19 protein-coding genes are annotated in these 17913 nt (G+C 38.5%); 9 read left to right on the forward strand and 10 right to left on the reverse strand.

All coding sequences use genetic code 11. The annotated features are described in order from the left end of the window. Positions 1-53: 53 nt before the first annotated feature. Genes PWP39_RS03900 through PWP39_RS03910 form a run of 3 tightly spaced genes read right to left on the reverse strand, consistent with a single transcriptional unit; the run spans position 54 to position 1891 of the window. Entirely contained in the window at positions 54-419 is a 366-nt protein-coding gene (locus PWP39_RS03900; RefSeq protein WP_288072745.1) for a hypothetical protein, read from the reverse strand. Positions 420-449: 30 nt separating this feature from the next. Beyond that, positions 450-1271, reverse strand: a complete 822-nt coding sequence (gene rsmA / locus PWP39_RS03905) for a 16S rRNA (adenine(1518)-N(6)/adenine(1519)-N(6))-dimethyltransferase RsmA (RefSeq protein WP_288072747.1) — start codon at positions 1269-1271, stop codon at positions 450-452. 2 nt (positions 1272-1273) lie between these two features. Then, the gene (locus tag PWP39_RS03910; protein WP_011013002.1) at positions 1274-1891 is read right to left on the reverse strand and encodes a DUF655 domain-containing protein; all 618 of its coding nucleotides are present in this window, start codon (positions 1889-1891) and stop codon (positions 1274-1276) included. A 281-nt stretch (positions 1892-2172) separates the two neighbouring features. Between PWP39_RS03910 and PWP39_RS03915 the strand changes: the two genes are divergently transcribed. The 3 genes from PWP39_RS03915 to cyaB are packed head-to-tail and all read left to right on the forward strand — an operon-like array spanning position 2173 to position 4320. Further along, positions 2173-3213, forward strand: a complete 1041-nt coding sequence (locus PWP39_RS03915; protein WP_011013001.1) for a lysyl aminopeptidase — start codon at positions 2173-2175, stop codon at positions 3211-3213. Positions 3214-3218: 5 nt separating this feature from the next. Then, complete coding sequence (locus PWP39_RS03920; RefSeq protein ID WP_014835550.1) at positions 3219-3788, forward strand: archaemetzincin family Zn-dependent metalloprotease; 570 nt, start codon at positions 3219-3221, stop codon at positions 3786-3788. Continuing rightward, a complete protein-coding gene (gene cyaB / locus PWP39_RS03925; protein WP_014835551.1) occupies positions 3769-4320 on the forward strand; it encodes a class IV adenylate cyclase in 552 nt (183 codons plus the stop codon). Before PWP39_RS03920 ends, cyaB begins: the two co-directional genes overlap by 20 nt. Here cyaB and PWP39_RS03930 read toward each other — a convergent pair. The 4 genes from PWP39_RS03930 to tiaS all read right to left on the reverse strand — a co-directional run bounded on the left by PWP39_RS03930 (position 4235) and on the right by tiaS (position 8867). Further along, complete coding sequence (locus PWP39_RS03930; protein WP_011012998.1) at positions 4235-5089, reverse strand: cysteine synthase family protein; 855 nt, start codon at positions 5087-5089, stop codon at positions 4235-4237. The genes cyaB and PWP39_RS03930 overlap by 86 nt on opposite strands. Before the next feature lie 122 nt (positions 5090-5211). Further along, positions 5212-6072: an energy-coupling factor ABC transporter ATP-binding protein gene (locus PWP39_RS03935; RefSeq protein ID WP_014835553.1), complete on the reverse strand. Its 861-nt coding sequence runs from the start codon at positions 6070-6072 to the stop codon at positions 5212-5214. Further along, positions 6069-7550: a TrkH family potassium uptake protein gene (locus PWP39_RS03940; protein WP_014835554.1), complete on the reverse strand. Its 1482-nt coding sequence runs from the start codon at positions 7548-7550 to the stop codon at positions 6069-6071. The genes PWP39_RS03935 and PWP39_RS03940 overlap by 4 nt, the downstream gene beginning before the upstream one ends. A gap of 42 nt (positions 7551-7592) precedes the next feature. Continuing rightward, positions 7593-8867 (reverse strand): tRNA(Ile2) 2-agmatinylcytidine synthetase TiaS, encoded by a 1275-nt coding sequence (tiaS, locus tag PWP39_RS03945; protein WP_011012995.1) that lies wholly within the window; start codon positions 8865-8867, stop codon positions 7593-7595. A gap of 51 nt (positions 8868-8918) precedes the next feature. Here tiaS and moaC point away from each other — a divergent pair, with 51 nt between their 5' ends. Beyond that, entirely contained in the window at positions 8919-9389 is a 471-nt protein-coding gene (gene moaC / locus PWP39_RS03950; protein WP_011012994.1) for a cyclic pyranopterin monophosphate synthase MoaC, read from the forward strand. Here the strand turns inward: moaC and PWP39_RS03955 are convergent. Then, positions 9370-10149: an SDR family oxidoreductase gene (locus tag PWP39_RS03955; protein WP_288072757.1), complete on the reverse strand. Its 780-nt coding sequence runs from the start codon at positions 10147-10149 to the stop codon at positions 9370-9372. The genes moaC and PWP39_RS03955 overlap by 20 nt on opposite strands. Positions 10150-10369: 220 nt before the next feature. Between PWP39_RS03955 and PWP39_RS03960 the strand changes: the two genes are divergently transcribed. Then, positions 10370-11413: an FAD-dependent oxidoreductase gene (locus tag PWP39_RS03960; RefSeq protein ID WP_288072760.1), complete on the forward strand. Its 1044-nt coding sequence runs from the start codon at positions 10370-10372 to the stop codon at positions 11411-11413. Between the two features lie 37 nt (positions 11414-11450). After that, complete coding sequence (locus PWP39_RS03965) at positions 11451-12398, forward strand: transcriptional regulator (protein WP_288072780.1); 948 nt, start codon at positions 11451-11453, stop codon at positions 12396-12398. Here the strand turns inward: PWP39_RS03965 and PWP39_RS03970 are convergent. After that, a complete protein-coding gene (locus PWP39_RS03970) occupies positions 12395-13762 on the reverse strand; it encodes an MATE family efflux transporter (RefSeq protein WP_288072762.1) in 1368 nt (455 codons plus the stop codon). The two genes, PWP39_RS03965 and PWP39_RS03970, sit on opposite strands and share 4 nt — an antisense overlap. 164 nt (positions 13763-13926) lie before the next feature. Here PWP39_RS03970 and PWP39_RS03975 point away from each other — a divergent pair, with 164 nt between their 5' ends. The 3 genes from PWP39_RS03975 (at position 13927) to PWP39_RS03985 (ending at position 17331) form a co-directional block, all read left to right on the forward strand. Continuing rightward, positions 13927-14688, forward strand: coding sequence for a MinD/ParA family ATP-binding protein (locus tag PWP39_RS03975; RefSeq protein WP_288072763.1), 762 nt, complete (start codon positions 13927-13929; stop codon positions 14686-14688). 14 nt (positions 14689-14702) lie between these two features. After that, on the forward strand, positions 14703-15929 hold the full coding sequence (gene hmgA, locus PWP39_RS03980) for a hydroxymethylglutaryl-CoA reductase (NADPH) (RefSeq protein WP_288072764.1): 1227 nt from the start codon (positions 14703-14705) through the stop codon (positions 15927-15929). A 76-nt stretch (positions 15930-16005) separates the two neighbouring features. Beyond that, positions 16006-17331 carry a RuvB-like helicase gene (locus PWP39_RS03985; RefSeq protein ID WP_288072765.1) on the forward strand — a complete coding sequence of 442 codons (1326 nt, stop codon included), beginning with the start codon at positions 16006-16008 and terminating at the stop codon, positions 17329-17331. On the opposite strand, the gene mrtA is transcribed toward PWP39_RS03985, so the two are convergent. Next, the gene (mrtA, locus tag PWP39_RS03990) at positions 17324-17908 is read right to left on the reverse strand and encodes a CPBP family archaeomyxosortase MrtA (protein ID WP_011012986.1); all 585 of its coding nucleotides are present in this window, start codon (positions 17906-17908) and stop codon (positions 17324-17326) included. The genes PWP39_RS03985 and mrtA overlap by 8 nt on opposite strands. Positions 17909-17913: the final 5 nt, after the last annotated feature.

Consider the following 17913-nt stretch of genomic DNA (forward strand, 5'->3'; position numbering starts at 1 on the left):
AGTATAGAATGCTCTCAGCCTTCATTTCTCTCCCTTCTTTTTCTGAAAAATTATCAGAAACTTAAACCTAACGCCCTACCGCTTATCCTAACAGTATCCTGATAAAAATAATGTGTGAGAGTTGCTATCCCTGAAAATACAAATATGTCATCCGCTATCTTTGAAAAAATTATGGCATTTTGAGAAAGTTCCATTAGGAGAGGTAGAAACTCATTTACGAGGTTTGTTATGAAGCCTATCCATATTAAAAGGGCCCCTATGAGAAGGGGATAGTGCTCTCTTTGGTTAAGGGGAGTATAATGTTTGTGCTTGAGAATGTAATATATCCAAATTGTTGAAATGATAACTAAAAGTGTTTCGGTTAGAAACTTAAAATATGAGATATATGCCATATTGCTCGCCAGGTAGTTTTTACTCATAATATATAGATAAACTTTTTGAAAAAATTATTAATTAATGATTCCTTGAATTTTTAGAAATTCTTCAATCTCTTTAACTTCTTCTGGGGTAAGTTCAAACACTCTTTTCTTTGCATGCGGTACATTTTCTAGAATGTTTTTTAATGTCTTTAGTTCCTTTTTGTTTATTCCAAGCATGTGGCATGACTCCTTGAGGGCTTTTGACACTAGCTTTCTCCTATGCTGAAACAGAGCTTTTACTAAGTTCTCATTTAACTCTATTCTCTCATCTTTAGGTTTTGGAACGATAAGAACTAATGCAGAATCCACCTTGGGTTTTGGATAGAATGCCCCCCTTCCTATCTTCATTACAATTTTAGCATTTGCTAAAGCGTTCACCATTAGGGAAAGTCTTGAATAGTTTCTATCTCCAGGTTTTGCAACCATTCTCTTTGCAAATTCCAGTTGGTACATAACAACAGCTTTTTCAAAATCATGCTTCAGCAGTTTGAAGGTAAAGGGAGAAGAAATCTGATAGGGAATGTTAGAAACAACCTTGTTGAATTCGGGCCATTCAATTTTTACAGCATCTCCCTGAATGATTTCAACGTTCTCCCAGTTATATTCATTTTCCAAGATTTCAATGATTCTTTTATCCAGCTCTATTGCATAGACTTTCCCAGCTCTTTTTGATAACTCGTCTGTCAAGAAGCCGAACCCTGGACCTACTTCTAAAACTACATCGCTTTTCTTGATTTCAGCTGTTTCAACGGCTTTTATGATAACATCTCTCATGATTAGGAAATTCTGGCCTATTTTGTCTCTAGGAGAAAAATTGTATTTGGAGAGGAAATAGAAAAGTTTGTCTCTCATGTCTATTCACGGAATATTCTATTACTCCCTACAAATAGTCGGTATTTGTCTTTTCCTTGCAGCTCTTCTAATATTCTTTTTGCAATCATCTTTACTGGATCTGGAAGTCCTTTTACTCTCTTTTTAAGATCTTCAAAGCTTTCAAATGGCTTTTTTTCTCTTTCCTCAATGATTTCCCACATATGCTTTTTTCCTATTCCTGGGAGGAGCTCCAAACTGTGCAACCTGTTTGTTATTGGAGGAGCTATGTTGAAGAACTTTACAAATCTATCTTCATTGTTCTTAACAATTTCTTCCAGGACATAAGGGAGTTCGGCTTTTGCAGTGTCTGTTAGTTCATCGTATGTTAGCTTTTTGTTAATTTTTAGTACTTTGTCTCTCTCCCCCTTTCCCACATACACCCTCTCATACAACATTAGGTCAACTTTGGGGGTAACTTCTAGCAATGTGAATGCTTTTTCTCCTATCACCTGAGCTACAGGTTTTCCAAGATAGTGGCCTGTTCTTAGATCAGGATAACCATTTGGAAGATAGTCTAATACATATGCATATTCTTCATACTCAACATTCATTTTCTTCTTTATGCTATGATGATACGGATGTCTTCTGTGATAATCCATTATTCATCCCCCCTCTTTTTATAGTAGAGGAGTTTAATACTTTTATCATTTGGTATACTCTTTGTTCTAATAAGTTGTACATTGTACCATTTTTATTTTCCTCTTTTGAAAAGTTCTTGTTTGTAGAAAGGGTCCAGTTAAAGAAGAGAATTAGACAAACCTTTTGCTTTTTGGTATCTTAGCTCTCTTTCTCTTTTTGATAAAGTCAAGTATTTTAGGCAAGCAAAGTATTTAAATATCTTTATTTGCACTGAGAAATAGATCTTAATGGAGGTGAAAGGATGGTAGATTGGGAACTAATGAAAAAAATAATAGAATCTCCAGGAGTTTCTGGGTATGAACACCTGGGAATTAGAGACCTTGTGGTAGATATTCTTAAAGATGTTGCGGATGAAGTAAAAATTGATAAGCTTGGGAATGTGATTGCCCACTTTAAGGGCTCTGCTCCCAAGGTAATGGTTGCTGCTCACATGGATAAGATAGGACTCATGGTAAATCATATTGACAAAGATGGCTATCTACGTGTTGTCCCAATTGGTGGGGTTTTGCCTGAAACCTTAATAGCTCAGAAGATAAGATTCTTCACAGAAAAAGGGGAGAGATATGGTGTTGTAGGAGTTTTGCCTCCTCACTTGAGAAGGGAAGCCAAGGATCAAGGTGGTAAGATAGATTGGGATAGCATTATAGTGGATGTTGGAGCTTCTAGCAGGGAAGAAGCTGAAGAGATGGGATTCAGAATTGGGACAATTGGAGAGTTTGCACCAAACTTCACAAGGCTTAGCGAGCACAGGTTTGCCACCCCCTATTTGGATGATAGGATATGCCTATATGCGATGATTGAAGCTGCTAGACAATTAGGAGAGCATGAAGCAGATATATACATTGTAGCGTCTGTGCAGGAGGAGATTGGGCTCAGAGGAGCGAGGGTCGCGAGCTTTGCTATAGACCCAGAAGTTGGAATTGCTATGGATGTCACCTTTGCAAAGCAACCAAATGACAAAGGAAAGATAGTTCCAGAGTTGGGTAAGGGTCCCGTTATGGATGTTGGGCCAAATATTAATCCAAAACTAAGGCAGTTTGCTGACGAGGTTGCAAAGAAATATGAGATCCCATTACAAGTTGAACCAAGTCCAAGGCCTACTGGAACTGATGCAAATGTAATGCAGATAAACAGAGAAGGTGTTGCGACGGCAGTTCTCAGTATACCAATCAGATATATGCATTCCCAGGTTGAATTAGCTGATGCTAGAGATGTTGACAATACAATAAAACTTGCTAAGGCGTTACTTGAGGAGCTAAAGCCAATGGACTTTACACCGTGAGGGATATGATAATAGTAGTCCCAATTGGTGAAGTTCCTAGCGATGTTCTTTCTTTTCTTTCTGAAAATATTGAAAGCTTTTACATGAAGTTTGGAATAGGAGTTAAGATTATTGGCAGCCTTCCAATCTCGGCGTTTTCTCATGCCTATGACTTTTATAGAAATCAGTATTTAGCTAGGCATTTTTTACCAGCCCTTTCCATCATAAGAAGGGATTATAAAGCCTTGGCAGTAATGGGAGTTACGGAAGTTGATCTTTATGAGTCTGGCCTAAATTTTATCTTTGGCATAGCTCACCCTGGGTTTGGAGTTGCTTTAATTTCTCTTCACAGGCTTTATCCAGAATTCTATGGAGAACCCCCAGATAGAAAACTTTTGAAGGAAAGGGCATTGAAAGAGGCTATGCACGAGCTTGGTCACGTGTTTGGCTTGGAACATTGTCCGAATCCCAAGTGTGTAATGCATTTTTCAAACTCAATTATAGATACAGATATAAAGTCTTGGATGTATTGTAAGAACTGTCTTAGGAAACTTGAAGAGAGGCTGGGGAGGGGCTATGTACGAGGTAGAACTTAAAGGATATGCAAACGATGAGATATTTGAGAGAGTTAGGGAGAAATTTGAGTTTATGAGGAGAGAGATTCATGAGGATATTTATTATCAACACCCCTGTAGGGATTTTTCCAAGACAGATGAAGCCTTGAGAATTAGAATAAAAAGATTCAACGGCCATTTTGAGGCCTTTCTTACATACAAAGGTCCAAAAATTGATGAAAGGTCAAAGACAAGGTTAGAGATTGAGGTTGAGATTGATGACGTCGATAAGTATTCTCAATTGCTTGAGCTCTTAGGATTTAGAGAAATCCTAACCATAACAAAAACCAGGGAAAAGTATTATGTTGAGAAAGGAGTAACGATAACTTTAGACGATGTTGAAGGGTTAGGTAAATTTGTTGAGATTGAAACTCTTGTAAAAAATGAGGAAGAAATCCCGCAGGCAGTGGAAAAGCTAGAGGCAATCCTTAGGGAGATTGGTGTCGAGCAGTTTGAGAGGAGGTCGTATCTTGAGCTTCTTGTAGAAAAGCTTGAAAGATCTCGACATACTTAAACCCGTCATCGGGAAAGATCAATACTGTAGTTCCCTTGGGATTTATTTTTTCATAAGCTTTAACTACAGCTCCTGAGCTCAGCCCTATTATTAAGCCATCTGTTCGAGCTACTCGTAAGGCCCCCTCAACAGCTTCCCTTGTTGTGATCTCAACGACTTTGTCAACTTTTACCTGGAAGAACCATTTTGGTTTCGTTTCTATTCTCTTTATCCCTGGAATTTTTTCTCCCTCTGCAGGTACAACTCCTATGATCTTAGTCCCATACTTTTCTTTGAAATATTTTGAAAGGGCCGCTATATGTCCAGAGGTTCCCACTCCAGCTATTATTACTTCAGGCTTCTTTTTTATGCTTTTGAGTTGTTCATCAAGTTCTTTGGCAGTTCCATAGTAGTGGGCTTCGAAATTTGCATCGTTCTCAAACTGATTTAAATTCACTGCTTTGTCTTTCTTGGCCTCTTCTTTTACAAAATTTATGAACTCTGGATCAATAGTCTCGAATTTTGTCCTGATTACTTCTGCTCCAAACATTTTGATTAGAATTTCAGTTATTTTTGGAGTGGGTTTTGGGACATAAGCTCTGAATTTAAGTCCAAGTACTGCAGACAATGCCGCAAGAGCAATTCCAACGTTCCCAGATGTTGCCTCATATAAAGTATCTGTTCCATCGATTTCTCCGCTTTCAATTGCTTTCATTATCATGTTGTAGACTGGCCTGTCTTTGATGCTTCTACTGAATGGATTAAAGAACTCAAGCTTGGCAAAAAACATCCCTCCCTATTCCTAGCTTCACTAGTGGAGTTGGTTTGTACTTTTCGAATAGCTCTAAGGTACTTGAAAATACGTTCATCTTTTGATCACCAATATAAGGGCGGGACATTGCCTAATGTATTTTATGATTGCGGCAATTTTTTCTCTCTCAAAGATCTTAACACTTTGACAATTTCATTTAATGATAGAACGCTCTTGTCTACAACTCCCCTCTTCTTAAGCTCATACCCAACCTTTATCCTTGTCGGAATTTTAATACCTATACTCATCAAAATATCGACATTTTCAAAAACTTCTTCGGGTTTTCCCTCTAGGATGATAGTCCCCTTGTCAAAAACAACAATTCTATCTGCATGTTCAAGTAGAAAGTCAGTGTTGTGCTCAACTAAGACAACAGTAATTTTTTCCTCTTTGTTTAATAGTTTAACCAGACTTAGGATCTCCTCTTTCCCTAAGGGATCTAGCTGAGAAGTTGGCTCATCGAGCACTAGCACTTTTGGCTTCATGACGAGAACGCTGGCTATTGCTAATCTCTGTTTTTCTCCACCACTTAGTGCTAGGGGAGAGTGTTCCTTCTTTTCCCAAAGCCCTACTAGCTTTAGGGCCCATCTTATTCTTTTCCACATCTCTTCTCTTTCTATTCCAAGATTTTCAAGTGCAAAGGCCACCTCTTCGAGCACAGTCATGTTGAAGAGCTGTGACTCTGGATTCTGAAACACAAGACCGACAATTTGAGAAAGTTTTGAAACTGGATAATTAAGGGTGTTTAATCCATCCACAATTACTTCTCCCGAAAACTCACCTTTGATGGAGTGAGGAATAATACCATTTAATGTTAAGCAGAAAGTTGATTTGCCACTTCCGCTTGGACCGACTACTCCTAAAAATTCCCCCTTTCTAACAGTTAAATTAACATCCCTTAGGGAGTATTGTTTAGCTCCAAAATATTTGAAGCTAACATCCCTAACTTCAATTATCTTCACTCTTTGGACCTCCTGGAGAAAATCATTGCTAGTCCAACTATAAAGACTATCGTCGAGAATATTTCAAGCCTTCCCACCCACATTAATATTGTGAGAAGAATTTTTATGTCTAGGGGAAGCAGTGGAGACGTTATTCCGACGCTAAGCCCTACGTTTCCAATTGCGGAGGCTACTTCAAATAGTGCATCTGCAAATCTAACTCCTAGCCTTAGCATAATATATAAAGTTCCCAGGAGGAGAAATGCTATGTACGTCATTGTAAAGCCTAAAACTTCTTGAATTTCCTCTTCTGTGAACTCATATCCATTGACTCTCTTTCTTATTACCGCCCCCTTGGGAAGAATTGCCTGTTCTATGGTCCACTTAAGGCTTTGGTACATGAGAACTATTCTAATCAACTTTATACCACCAGAAGTACTACCTGCACTTCCTCCTATGACCATTAATATTGCCAGGAGTATCTTATCTATCTCTGGATATTCGGCCAAATTGCTTATTCCAAATCCAGTACATGTAATTGCTGAAACTGCATGAAATATTGATTCTCTTAGTGCCCTTATTGGAGTTAAATGTCCAAAAAAGACCAGAGAGTATGTCATTAGAGCCACTATTAAAGTAATAAAGTAAAGCATATACCTAACTTGAATATCTCTGAAGAATTCTTTGAGAGAACGATTTTTGAACATCCTATAATGGACAGTAAAGTTTGTGGCACCCATTATCATGAGGAATACAGTAACTGTTTCTATTGCAAGAGAATTAAAGTATCCAATGCTCAAGTCATGACTACTCATACCACCAGTTCCCAGGCCAGTCATTGAGTGAATTGTTGCATCAAACAAACTCATCCCATTGCTATAGTACAAGTAAATGCCTAGGAGCGTTAGGACTGCATAAATCTGAACTATAATTTTTGCCGTGTTTACAAAGTTAGGCAATATTCTCTCGCTCCTGGCCTCAGCCTTATATAGCCTAGCTGCAGCTACACCAGGTCTTATGAGAACTGTTAGTGCAACCAAAACTATTCCTATCCCACCAAGCCATTGCATCCAAGCTCTCCAAAAGAGGAGAATTTTTGGATAGCTCTCTAGGTTGCTCATCATTGTTAGTCCAGTCCCTGTCCATGCGCTCATTGTTTCGAAGTATGAATCTACAAATCTCATCTTTGCTATTCCCATAAAGGGAATAACACTAACTAAGGAAGCGAAAAGCCAAATAAATGCCGACGCCATCATTGCCTGTCTTAGATTTACGTCTTCGATCTTTTCCATGTGTTTAGATAACACCCACCCCAAAATAATACAGGAAAACCCAGGAATTGCGAAGTAGATTACCAAGGGTATCTCTTCTGGATAAAACCAGGCAAGCAAAACTGGAACTAAATAAGCTAATCCAATACCCTGCAAAATTGCTCCAATTAAGTTTCTGATTACGAAGAGATCTTCTGAGATGTTTATAAATGTCCTTAATTTGACCATACGGTTGCCTATTTTGCATGTTAAAAATAAAAACATTTCTTTTTATAGAGCCTCTAATATCTTATCTTCCCCTCCTGGGAGAACTAAGGGGCGAGAAATATGTTTCCGAGCATCTGGAGGAACTTCATAAATCTTCTTCTTTAAGTCTCTTGGCCTCTTAACTGGAGTCAATATTTTTTCCATCTTATATCCGCACTTTTTACACTTTAGATAATCTCCCTTGCTCTTCATCGTTCCTCCGCACTTTGGACATCTTGGCTTTTCATATTCCACTTTGGGAACAAGATTTACTGGGTAAAATTTTTCCAGGTTTACGGTTAATACTCCTTCGAATTCTTTGACTCCGCCAGCTATTATAACCTCATCTCCTGGGAGGAGTTTCCTCACGTAGTTTCTAAACTTTTTAGTTGGTTCAAAAGCTGCCACTCTAATCTTCCCTGTTTCATCCTCAAGTTCAAAAAATACATGTCTTCCTTTTTCCCAGTATTTTCCAGCGACTTTTCCCCTTATGACAACGTTATCATAAGGCTTAACATCTTTTATCTTCTTAACAACCAAATGATCGTCGGTATTTTGATTTGTTTTGTAAACTTGGAAGAATTCAATTGGTTCTTCTATTTTAATCATCTCAAAGACCTGAAGAATCTTTCCTACATCAATTCCTCTTATCCCCACAAGAACTGGGTCTTTTCCATGAGGAGTTATTAGGACAGTTCTCTTGTAAGGGTCAACGTTATCGTAGGTGAACGGATAGCTCCATTTGTCTGCATAAAATACACTTTCCTTAATAACTCTTCTTGGAGTTCCCCAGTACTCTCTTTTCCTGTAGGCAAGTAATTCGTAAGTGAACTTTTCTAGAGGATAGCCTATAGCTGCTAATCCCCCAATTATTCCTCTTCCGAGCTTGAATTTGTAAACTTCTGCGTTGACTTTTCGAGCTACATGTTCTGCTTCTTCGATTGTAACGTGCTCTCTTAATGCTCTTAGAGAAAACTCTTCTAATTCCTTTGGCACTTCCCCAATTAAGAAAACAATCCCTGGATTTGTGTTCTCGTGATCTATATCGGCCAATTCCCTTACATACCGTATTACAAGTGTCTTTACTTCCTTTATCTTTTCTTCATCGATTTTAAAACTCATTGCAACGGCCCCATTTCCCCTGGTCTTGTAAGGAACATTTGGATTTAGCCTAATTAATCTTGGAAAGTCTAGAGGCTCAGCTATCTTGGAAATTTCCCTATATAGAATAGCCCCAATATATGTAGTGCACATTCCATTTGGTGAATCGGTGTCGTCAATACCTATGTGGATGAGCATCGATAAAGGCTCTTAAGGGATGCTTAAAAATAATATCCCAGGGGGTTAAAGATGAAGCTAACTCATGTAGATGAAAAAGGAGTTAAGATGGTAGAAGTTGGACATAAGAAGGATATGTATAGGAGAGCCATAGCAAAGGGTCGAATTAAACTTAAGCCTGAAACTATAAAGCTCATTAGAGAGGGAAAAATTGAGAAGGGAAACGTTCTAGCAGCTGCTCAAATTGCTGGAATATTAGCTGTGAAGAAGACCTTTGACATAATACCTCTTTGTCATCCAATTCCATTAACTGGGGTTGATATAACCTTTGACTTTGGCGAAGACTACATTGAAGTTACATGTGAGGTTAGAGCTATTTACAAGACTGGAGTAGAGATGGAAGCTTTAACAGGGGTTTCTGTGGCTCTCTTAACGATTTGGGACATGGTAAAGGCTGTAGAAAAAGATGAGAAAGGCCAATATCCCTATACTAAAATAGAGGAGATAAGGGTTGTAGAGAAAATTAAAGAAGAACGCTCCTAGTCATTGCTCCATCAAAGAGAATTGTAGAGCCAAGCATATATTCGGCATTATCGCTTAGTAGAAACTCTATTAGTCCTCCTAATTCTTCCCATTTTCCAGTTCTTTGAAGGGGAGTTCTTTCAATAACTTCCTTTTTCCATAACTCTTCTGGGTCAATACCTCTTTTTTCTGCTAATCTTCTGAGGTTTTCTCTAGCTCCTGGAGTATCAAAGCTCCCGAGTAGTACAGTGTATGCCCTTATTCCTTTCTTTCCATACGTTCTAGATATTCCTTTGGCAAGTTGAATTAAACCTGCTCTAGTGCTGTCTGCGAGGAGAAGTGGAGGCATTGGTTCTAAAACTGAGGCTGAACTCAAGTAAATTATAATTCCTTTTGTGTCATTTTTTAACCATTTATTAATCAAAAGGGTCGTTAAGTAACCAGGGGCGATTATGTGGAGTAAAGCTCCTTCTATCCAACCTTCATAGTCTAATTCGTGGATCATGCAAGGTTCACAATTTACATTGGGAGCATTCCAAACTAGCACATCTATTTTTCCTAAAATTTCCCAAGACTTTTCTACTAGATTTTCAATATCTTCTTTTTTTGAGAGATCTGCTTTAATCATATAAACTTTCCCATGTTTTTTTAACTCTTCTAGGGCTTTTCCTAGGTTTTTTTCATCTCTAGAAGATATCACTACTCTGTGCCCTTTTTTGAGGAGCTCCTTGGCTACATTAAAGCCTATCCCTCTTGAAGATGCAGTTATCAGAATGTTCATACGATTAAAATTAGTGTACACCCCTATTAAAATGTTCCTATGTGGTCATTTTTATTATACAAACTTGGGAATTCGTCAAATTTTATTCGAGATTTATTTTAAATTGTTCTAAAATTAATGACATTAAATAAATGAGCACTGTATATTTGTCAAAATGATAATTGGTATCTGGATATAAATTTAAGCTAGATTTTTGGATTTTATAAGAAGGGTGAGGAAAATGAGGTTTTGTTTTTGTAGAGAGGGAAAAGAAAGAAAGATCAAACCATTCAGAGTAGCTATAATAGGAGCGGGTCCTGCAGGATTATCAGCTGCATGTTCATTAGCTTGTGATGGATTTGAAGTTCACGTTTATGATAAAATGCCGGAGCCTGGGGGGATGATAGCCTTTGGAATTCCTGAGTGGAGAATTCCAATAAGCAAAGTAAGGCAAGCAGTTAGGGAGATTGAAGAGCTTGGGGTAGTGTTTCATATGCGAACGAAAGTAGTTTATGACTCTCCTAGGGAACTTGGAGATGAATTTGCAGAAAGATTTGTATCTTTAGAGAAGCTGATGAGAGAGTATGATGCGATTTTAATTGCTACTGGAGCATGGAGGTCTAAAATTTTGGATATTCCCGGTAAAGATCTTGAGGGTGTTGAAAATGCTCTTCAACTCCTCCTAAAAATAAATTTAGCTAGGATTGGTTACCTATCTTCAACAAAAATACCTTCCTTTGAAGGAAAGAGGGTTGTAATAATTGGGGCAGGTTATACTGCAGTTGATGTTGCCAAAGAAGCAAAATTATTGGGGGCAAAATCAGTAATAGTTGCATACAGAAGGAGCCTAGAGGAATCATATGCAAAGAATGAGTTTAAGAAACTTATGAAAGAGGGAATTGAGTTCCTTGAGTATGTAACTCCTACAAGAATCTTTGGAGATGAGACTGTTAAAGAAGTCGAATTTGCAAAAACCAAGGTAGTCAAAGGATCCGTGATTCTAACAGAAGAGAAAATAACTATTCCTGCAGACATCGTTATATTTGCAATAGGTCAAGTTCCTACAAACCCCATAAGAGAGATTTCGTGTTCAAATGAGGATATCCTCAAAAGTACTGGAATATTCTTCGCTGGAGATGTTATATTTCCAAGAAATATAGGAACAGCAATTGGAGAAGGCCGAAAAGTTGCTGAAGAAATAAAAGCATGGCTAACGGAGCGTGCATTCTTGAATATTGGGCTTGTTTCTCTTAGGAGTATTCCGAAGAGTGTAGGTGAGTGTTAGATAGATTTTATAAACTTTTCTTCCTAATTTTTAAATGATGGAAAAAGAGCAACTTACGACAGTAGTTGAGAGGATGTTAAAGAAGATAGGGTTTAGAACAGCTAGAGTATTGTTTAAGGGAGGGTGTTTTGACTTAGTGGCTACTAGGCAACTTCTTTTACTGTTTATAAAGACGTTAGTGAATATTGATAAATTTACAGAAGAACAGGCTGATGATTTAAAGAGGTTGGCAAAACTGTTTAGAGCTTCGGCTCTTTTAGTAGGACTAAAAACAAAAAACATGGAACTAGAAGATGGGGTTGTTTATGAGAGATTTGGAATTTATGCCGTTACTCCGGAGACTCTGTTTTCCATATTGGCTGGTAATGAATATCCTTTGGTAATGGCCGAGAGAGGAGGATTTTTCGTTAGAATTGATGGGGAAAAGCTGAGAGAGCTCAGAGAAAAATATGGATATTCGACAACAGAACTTGCAGAAATTCTTGGTGTTTCAAGAAAGAGCGTTCAAAGATACGAGAGAGGTGAGAGTGTAGTAAGTGTAGATGTAGCAATAAAGCTTGAAGAAATCTTCGATGAACCGCTAGTAAAGCCAATAGATATATTCAAGGCAAAAATCGAGAAAGTGACTTTATCCCCATTGCCAGAAAATGAGTTAGAAAAAGAAGTATTTGAGGGGTTAAAGAGACTTGGAATGAGTGTTGTAAAAATAAAGAAGGCTCCATTTAATGCGGTTACAAAGGAGGAAGAGGAAGAAGTTAAACTACTCACAGGAATTGACGAGAGAAAAACCTCATCAACAATCAGAAGGGTAAGATTAGTTAACCAAATAACAGAATTTATAGAGAGTGAGGGAATATTTCTCCTTAATGAAAAGAAAATGGAAGTCGTCGGAAAAGTTCCAATTATACCTAAAGACATCCTCAATGAAGTTAGAGATGTTGATGAGCTAATGGAGATTATTAAAGAGCTAAGAAGTAACACCTAAATTTTTATCTTTTTCCATTTTCCTTTTTTAAATACTATCCAGAATAACCCCGCTGAAATAAATGTTTCGACGCTCATTCCTATCCAGGCAGCAATAACGCCCAATCCCTTGAACTCTATGCCTAGAGTTGGAAGTGAAAAGCCAAATCCTAGGAGGTAAGATGGAATAATTCTGAAGAAAAGCTTGCTAATTGCCGTTACATATAGAGGACTCTTTGTATCTCCAGCTCCTCTAAGAGCTCCACTCAACACAAAGATGACTCCTAAGGGTATCTCACTTATCCCAACTATTATGAGGTATATAGTTGCAAGTCTCTTAACTTCCTCATAGTAAGGATCTGTTGGAGACAGAAATGGCCTAACTAAGATACTTGGAATGGTCATCAATATAAAAGCCATAACACTCATGAAGAGTGTTGTCATCTTTAGAGATTCTTTGACAATCTTTTCAGCTTCATCGGGTTTTTTAGCTCCTAATGTCTGCCCTACTAGCGTAGAAGTTGCAATGCTAAATCCAAAGGCTGGCATGTAGGCTATACTTTCCACTCTTAGCCCAATTTGATGGGCGGATAATGCAATCTTCCCAAATCTTGTGACTATTGCCATGTAAAGGAAGTTATAGAAACTAAATAGCCCCCTTTCGAGTAGAGCTGGAATTCCAATTCTTAATATCTTTTCAACTATATCAAGATGTAGCCTCCACTCTATCACGGGTTTAATGACAAGTTTGCCATTTAAAAATAACAATATCCCAATTAAAAACGAAACTGTAATTCCTATTCCTGAAGCCCAGGCAGCGCCTACTGGGCCAAGTCTAGGAAATCCAAGTTTTCCAAAGACTAAAAGATAATCAAACACACCATTTAAGATATTCATCAGAATGTTAAGTTTCATTGGAGTTTTCGTATCCCCAGCTCCCCTAAGAGCCGAGAAAAACACAAATCCTACAAATCTAATTGGATAGAATAGGAATAACACTTTTAGATATTCGTATCCAATTTCAAGAACTTCTTCTTTGGCGCCCATGATTTTTAGAATTTCATCTCCAAAGAAAATTCCAAAGAGCATTACTGGAATTCCAAGGAGAAATGCTAAATACATGCTTTGCTCTGCTACCCTTGAAGCCTCATCGAGCTTCCCTTCCCCCACTCTTCTAGCTACTATAGCTAAAGTTCCAGTGGAAACGGCAATCATTATTGGGAACATGAACCAACTTATCTGTCCTCCTAGCCCAACAGCTCCCAAGGCAATAGAACTAACATGGCCTACAATCATCATATCCACTAAGTTGAGCAATGTTTGGCTTATGTTTCCCGCTATTGCTGGCCATGCTAGATTCCATATTTTCTTTCTTAATCCCTCCATGGATCATCCCAATTACAATCTGTATCTAAACGATAAAAGAAAAATTGTAATTTATAAGACTTTTGTAGAAAAGACTTTCTTCGGTTTTTAGACAAAAATCTTATATGCCTACTTTTAATCAAAATAAAAGTAGCTTTGAAAAACTTAACAGGAGAGGTTAGTGTATGTCCATAATAGTCGTCACTGGAAGGGGAGGAGCAGGAAAAACTACTACAACCGCTAACTTAAGCACTTATTTTGCTCAGCGAGGGTATAGAGTATTAGTGGTAGATGGGGATTTATATCTTCCAAATTTGGGGCTACACTTCGCTTTGGACAATGTGAAATATACAATTCATTCAGTTGTTAAAGATCCTAATATTGATCCAGAATGGGCAATTTATCGACATAGAGAGACTGGAGTTTACGTGATGCCAGGAAGTCCCAGGCTTGAAGATGTGATAGGAATATCGGCTCAAAGGTTGAGAGACGTATTGGAGAATCTCAAATATAAATACCCTCTTGTATTTTTGGATTCTCCAACAGGGGTCCCCTTTGATACCCTCCCTGCGTTTGAAATATCTGATTATCAAATTATTGTAGTGGAAGTGGAAAGATCTCCCATATACTCTTTTGAAGTTATGGTGGAAAACGAAGTTCTAAAGCTTAAGGCTTTGGGGGATAAATTTGGGTTAAAAGTAGGTGTAGTGCTTAACAAGGTTAGAGAAGCTGCAGATGTTATAGATAAGATAATTGAAGTTATTGATGAGGAAATAGGAGTTCCTGTCCTTGGAGTTATTCCATTTGATGAGGCGGTTCCAGAATCAGTAAACGCTGGAATTCCGGTTATAGTTTATAAGCCCAGAAGTGAGGCTGCTATAGCTTTTAAAGAGTGTGGACAGATAACTGAAGAGTGGATTTTTGGATCATCTGAGTCTTCTCTCTAGTTGGGGGTGCCATAATGGAAATAGAAGAAATTATAGAGAAAGTTGTTCGGGGAGAGATTAAGTTCCATCAAGTAGAAAACTACGTGAATGGAGATAAAAGGCTTGCAACTGAGATAAGAAGGAAAGCCTTAGAGAAAAAACTTGGAATACAGTTAAAGCACATAGGCCACTACTCGATTGATCCAAATGAAGTTATTGGAAGGAACATTGAAAACATGATAGGAGTTGTTCAGATACCAATGGGCATTGCGGGACCTCTAAAAATTAACGGTGAATATGCAAGAGGTGAGTTCTATATTCCTTTGGCCACGACTGAAGGTGCTTTAGTTGCTTCAGTAAATAGAGGTTGTTCTGCTTTAACAGAGGCTGGTGGAGTTTACACGACCTTAATAGATGACAAGATGACGAGGGCCCCTCTATTGAAATGTCCGAATGCTAGAAGGGCAAGAGAAGTAGCTGAATGGGTTAGGAACAATTTGGATTACCTCCAAGAAAAAGCTGTTAGCAAGGTCACCCGTCACGGGAAGCTTAGGGGAGTAAAACCCTTTATTGTAGGAAGAAATCTATACCTAAGATTTGAATTCGAAACTGGGGATGCCATGGGAATGAACATGGTTACAATAGCGAGTGAAGAGATAATGAAAGTAATTGAGGAAGAATTTCCTGATGTAAAATACTTGGCTCTTTCTGGTAATCTATGTGTTGATAAGAAGCCAAACGCCCTAAACTTTATCCTGGGAAGAGGAAAGACCGTTATTGCTGAGGCTGTAGTCCCTAGAGAGATCGTTAAGAAAAAGCTAAAGACTACTCCAGAGCTTATTGCCGAAGTAAACTACCTAAAGAACTTAGTGGGTTCAGCTCAGGCAGGTTCTTACGGTTTTAACGCCCACTTTGCCAACATTGTAGGGGCGATATTCCTGGCCACAGGTCAGGATGAGGCCCAGATTACCGAGGGTGCTCATGGAATAACCCTCGCTGAAGTGACTGAGGACGGGGATCTCTACATAAGCATAACAATGCCAAGTCTAGAAATAGGGACAGTTGGAGGTGGAACTAGAGTACCTCCTCAAAAAGAAGCTCTGGAAATCATGGGAGTTGCTGGAGGAGGAGACCCTCCGGGGATAAATGCGAAGAAATTTGCGGAAATAGTCGCTGGAGCGGTTTTGGCTGGTGAACTGTCTCTTTTGGCTGCAATTGCCGCTAAACATTTGGCTAGAGCTCATAAAATGCTTGGAAGATAATTTCTTCTACCGTCAATTTTTTAATTTGCATAATTTTAATAACAAAATGGAACAAAAATTCTGAGGGGGTGAGCAGATGCCAGTAATAGAAGAGATTCCGACAGTAAAGTTTGAGAGAGTCGGGATGCACTCCCATATAAGGGGTCTTGGATTAGATGAGAACGGTAAGGCAAAGTTCATTGGAGATGGAATGGTTGGCCAAGTAAAAGCAAGAGAAGCTGCGGGAATAGCAGTAAAATTGATTAAACAGGGTAAACTCGCTGGAAAGGGAATTCTCTTGGTAGGGCCAACAGGAAGTGGAAAAACTGCAATTGCAATGGGTATAGCGAGAGAGCTTGGTGAAGATGTTCCATTCGTTCAAATAAGTGGAAGTGAAATATATTCAGCAGAGATGAAAAAGACAGAATTCCTCAAGCAGGCTCTTAGAAGAGCTATAGGCGTGAGAATAAGTGAGGAAAGGAAAGTATACGAAGGAAAAGTAGAAAAGATCGAGATAAGAAGAACGAGACATCCCTTTAACCCCTACATGGAAATTCCAGAAAGCATAGTACTAACTTTAAAAACAACCGACGATTCAAAGACTATACGAGCAGGAAGGGAGATAGCATATCAAATACTTGAAATGGGTATCGAAGAGGGAGATGTTATTCAAATTGATGCTGAAACTGGAAGAGTTTCAAGAATTGGAACTACAAAAGAGGAAGAGGGATTGTTCTTCCGAAAGAAGGTGGAAATACCTACGGGTCCGGTATTGAAGATCAAAGAATTTACATATACGGTCACTCTTCACGATTTAGATGTTGTTAATGCAAGAGCCGGTGGAATATTTAGCCTTCTCTTTGGAGGTGGAATGGAAATTAATGATGAGATAAGGGAGAGAGTAGACCAAACAGTTAAGCAGTGGATTGAAGAAGGAAGAGCAACCCTAGTACCGGGAGTACTCTTCATAGATGAATGCCACATGCTAGACATAGAAGCATTCTCATTCTTGGCTAGAGCCATGGAAAGTGAGCTTGCTCCGATCCTAATCTTAGCTACGAACAGGGGTATGACAAAGATAAGAGGAACTGACATAGAGTCTCCACATGGAATTCCACTTGACATGCTTGACAGATTACTCATAATAAATACCGAACCATACAAGAAGGAAGAGATAAGAGAGATTGTAAAGATAAGGGCAAGAGAAGAGAAGATAGAGCTTAGTGAGGAGGCTCTCGAATATCTAGCGGAACTGGGTGAGCAGACGAGCCTTAGGTATGCAGTGCAACTACTGGCTCCAGCTAGCATAATTGCTGGAGGAAAGAGAGTTGAGAAGGAGCATATTGAGAAGGCCAGAGAATACTTTGCAGATGTGAAGAGGAGCATAGCCTTTGTAGAGAAGGTGGAAGGAATGCTCAAGTGATTGAGCAGAGAATGTCAAAGAAAAGTGAACCAATCCAGTGAACTAAAAAGCTTGGTACTATACTTTCCTCTTTTAAATCTATTTTTGCAAATATTATGCCCGCGATAAATGAATATGGGATCTCTATAGTGGGTTTTCCTACATGGATGATTGTGTATGGGATATCTTGGAAAATAATACCAATTGTTGGAGATTTCTTTGCAATAGGGAACAGTAAAAATCCCCTAAAAAATGCTTCGTGGGCAAACATAACTACTCCTATAAGGATTTCCTTCAAAGCAAAGTCCAGTGCACTTGAGTAAGAGAATATTGGATAATAATTTCTCATTTCAGGAATTGCTAGTCCAGCAAAACCCAGCAAGAATGCAAAAACCAGAAGTAATTCAGTGGATCTCAAGCTATTTGGAGTCCTAAAGCCAACTTCTCTAGGAGTTATCCCCAGAAGTTGATAAATTATTGTTGGAATTATAAGGTAAAAAATGACGACTAAGACTACCCAGAAGTAGAAGGTTCTAGCCAAAATTGGGATAAAGGAAAGAGGAAGTAGGATTAGTGGTGCTACGTATTCTTTCATCATCTCCA

The sequence above is a fragment of the Pyrococcus sp. genome, from assembly GCF_030153625.1.
GTDB lineage: Archaea > Methanobacteriota_B > Thermococci > Thermococcales > Thermococcaceae > Pyrococcus > Pyrococcus furiosus.

Coding starts and splice junctions, on each gene's coding strand:
- PWP39_RS03900 (WP_288072745.1), bottom strand. CDS start 419: ATGAGTAAAAACTACCTGGCGAGCAATATGGCATATATCTCATATTTT.
- rsmA (WP_288072747.1), bottom strand. CDS start 1,271: ATGAGAGACAAACTTTTCTATTTCCTCTCCAAATACAATTTTTCTCCT.
- PWP39_RS03910 (WP_011013002.1), bottom strand. CDS start 1,891: ATGGATTATCACAGAAGACATCCGTATCATCATAGCATAAAGAAGAAA.
- PWP39_RS03915 (WP_011013001.1), top strand. CDS start 2,173: ATGGTAGATTGGGAACTAATGAAAAAAATAATAGAATCTCCAGGAGTT.
- PWP39_RS03920 (WP_014835550.1), top strand. CDS start 3,219: ATGATAATAGTAGTCCCAATTGGTGAAGTTCCTAGCGATGTTCTTTCT.
- cyaB (WP_014835551.1), top strand. CDS start 3,769: ATGTACGAGGTAGAACTTAAAGGATATGCAAACGATGAGATATTTGAG.
- PWP39_RS03930 (WP_011012998.1), bottom strand. CDS start 5,089: ATGTTTTTTGCCAAGCTTGAGTTCTTTAATCCATTCAGTAGAAGCATC.
- PWP39_RS03940 (WP_014835554.1), bottom strand. CDS start 7,550: ATGGTCAAATTAAGGACATTTATAAACATCTCAGAAGATCTCTTCGTA.
- tiaS (WP_011012995.1), bottom strand. CDS start 8,867: ATGCTCATCCACATAGGTATTGACGACACCGATTCACCAAATGGAATG.
- moaC (WP_011012994.1), top strand. CDS start 8,919: ATGAAGCTAACTCATGTAGATGAAAAAGGAGTTAAGATGGTAGAAGTT.
- PWP39_RS03955 (WP_288072757.1), bottom strand. CDS start 10,149: ATGAACATTCTGATAACTGCATCTTCAAGAGGGATAGGCTTTAATGTA.
- PWP39_RS03960 (WP_288072760.1), top strand. CDS start 10,370: ATGAGGTTTTGTTTTTGTAGAGAGGGAAAAGAAAGAAAGATCAAACCA.
- PWP39_RS03965 (WP_288072780.1), top strand. CDS start 11,451: ATGGAAAAAGAGCAACTTACGACAGTAGTTGAGAGGATGTTAAAGAAG.
- PWP39_RS03970 (WP_288072762.1), bottom strand. CDS start 13,762: ATGGAGGGATTAAGAAAGAAAATATGGAATCTAGCATGGCCAGCAATA.
- PWP39_RS03975 (WP_288072763.1), top strand. CDS start 13,927: ATGTCCATAATAGTCGTCACTGGAAGGGGAGGAGCAGGAAAAACTACT.
- hmgA (WP_288072764.1), top strand. CDS start 14,703: ATGGAAATAGAAGAAATTATAGAGAAAGTTGTTCGGGGAGAGATTAAG.
- PWP39_RS03985 (WP_288072765.1), top strand. CDS start 16,006: ATGCCAGTAATAGAAGAGATTCCGACAGTAAAGTTTGAGAGAGTCGGG.
- mrtA (WP_011012986.1), bottom strand. CDS start 17,908: ATGATGAAAGAATACGTAGCACCACTAATCCTACTTCCTCTTTCCTTT.